This is a genomic window from Rahnella sp. P4_A8, assembly GCF_056402435.1.
In genome coordinates, this window is sequence record NZ_JBFUHK010000182.1 from 1 (window position 1) to 2,020 (window position 2,020).

Consider the following 2,020-nt stretch of genomic DNA (forward strand, 5'->3'; position numbering starts at 1 on the left):
GTATGGCGCCAGACGTCATAGCCAGAACGGGTGGCTGAAAGAGCACGTTCAAGGTCGGCGGCGGTCGCCAGCGGCAAGCGGCCGATGGTGACTTCGGTTGCCGGGTTAATCACAGCGACGGTGTCGCGATTGCCCGCTTCAATCCAGTTACCGTCGATGAAAAGATAAAGGGGATCGTATTGATGATTTTGCATGGTCGTTATCCTCAGCGTGTGCGTGTTTATGTAATGTCATTCGGCTGAGGGGATATTAAGTTCAGCGTACATAACTGATAAGATGGCTTCTCCCCACAATAGCTATGCAAGAAATGCACAGATGCAATCAGAGAAATTTGCCGAGTTCCTTGGAGTCTTTGTCGATGTCGCCCGTGAGAGCAGTTTTTCGGGTGCTGGTCGCCGTCGCGGACGCACACCCTCCTCGATAGGACGGCAGATTGATGCACTGGAAGCTTACCTGGATACCCCGCTCTTTTTGCGGTCTACACGGCATTTAACCCTGACCGATGCTGGGGAAATACTGCTGATTCGCGCCAGACAGATCCTCGATTCACTGGTGGATACGCAGCAGGAACTGGCGTCGATGAAGGGAGAAGTAACCGGCGTACTGAGAGTGGCGTGTTATCCCACATTTGGTAAACGCTATGTGCTGCCGGTGATGGCAAAACTCTCTCGCCAGTATCCGGACCTGAGCCTCGATTTGGATCTGACCGAACGGCTGGCAGACCCCGTTGCTGAACGCCTTGATGTTGTCATCCGTATTGGTGATATGGCCGACAGCACGTTGATTGCCAGCAAAATAGCAACGCAAATACGTGTGCTGTGCGCAAGCCCGGCCTACCTGGAAAACGCGGGGATTCCCACCTCGCTGGATGACATCGCCTCACATCGTTTAATCGATAAGCTGCACGGTGCGGATCTGCTTTGCTGGTCGAGTGTGATTGGCCATCCGGCCAGAGAAAACACTAGCCAGCCCATGTTTGGCTGTGATGATTTCGAAGCGATGCGTCAGGCTGCGGTTGAGGGGCTGGGGATCGCGTTCCTGCCGGACTGGGTGGCAGGTGATGACATTAACAGTGGCGCGCTGGTACAACTCTTCCCGGAAATTACCTCACATCTGTATGTATCTACAGGAATATATGCTCTACGTGCGTTACGCAATCCGCCAGCCAGAGTTACGGTATTTCTCGAAGCATTGCGTGAATTCATCGGACACCCTGCAAAATGGTCAACACGTCGCTGTCAGCTCTGACGACGTAAGCAAGATTGCCATTTTACACTATACGAACGTCCGCTGTTCGCTCACAGCTGACAGTCCGTCCGCACACGCTGCTCTGTGCCAAAAGCGGAAGTCGCAACCATCACAATATGCTAACTTTGGGGAGGAGAGATGCCAGCATGACTGCCAGTATGAGCAAAACTCAAACGCATCAGAATTAACCAACCGGCCAACGTTAAAGGAAGATGTATGTCTGTTGATAATATATCCAGAATGGGTACCGCCAAAGTGGCACTTTTTGTGGATGAAACAGGTCATCAGGTAGTCGAGAAATTTCCTGTCAGTGATGTGGAGTATAGTTTTTATCAACACGCAGCCAAGAGTCTCGCTCAGGTAGACATTGTCACCCCAAAGCTCTTGTTCGCCGATCCATCCTTACGCAAGTTGAGACTGGAATATATCCCACATCAAGTTGGTCAGGACGCAGTTGCAGGAGATGACGTGTTGTCATTTCTGTCTCGCTTGCATTGCTATCCACCTGACCCTTCGTGGGTTTATCACAATCACACTTGGTCAGAATCAGCGCTCGAAAAATCGCTCAATCTTTTGGCATTACCTGGCAGATCAGCACAACAGTTACGGCATTTCCAGCAGGCAAGTGATGCTCTGTTTAGTGGTCAGTGCTTAATTTCAGGTGATAGTAATGCCGGTAATTGGGGAAAAAGGGATGACGGTGATTTAGCTCTTTTCGACTGGGAGAGGTTCAGCATTGGAAGCCCAGCAATTGACCTTGCCCCCCTAATAA

General features: G+C 51.1%; 3 protein-coding genes. 2 read left to right on the forward strand and 1 reads right to left on the reverse strand.

Annotated elements, in window-relative coordinates:
- A partial coding sequence (locus AC1DUO_RS24420; protein ID WP_477989174.1) for an aldehyde dehydrogenase family protein occupies positions 1-194 on the reverse strand: 194 nt, incomplete at its 3' end.
- A gap of 121 nt (positions 195-315) precedes the next feature.
- Here AC1DUO_RS24420 and AC1DUO_RS24425 point away from each other — a divergent pair.
- Together AC1DUO_RS24425 and AC1DUO_RS24430 are read left to right on the forward strand one after the other, a co-directional pair.
- Positions 316-1,248, forward strand: a complete 933-nt coding sequence (locus AC1DUO_RS24425) for a LysR family transcriptional regulator (RefSeq protein ID WP_477989181.1) — start codon at positions 316-318, stop codon at positions 1,246-1,248.
- 216 nt (positions 1,249-1,464) lie between these two features.
- Positions 1,465-2,020: phosphotransferase family protein (locus AC1DUO_RS24430; RefSeq protein ID WP_477989183.1), on the forward strand; the 556-nt coding region annotated here is incomplete at its 3' end.

Bases quoted from the DNA above. Each gene is read 5' to 3' on its own strand.
- AC1DUO_RS24425 (WP_477989181.1), top strand. From the start codon at position 316: ATGCAATCAGAGAAATTTGCCGAGTTCCTTGGAGTCTTTGTCGATGTC.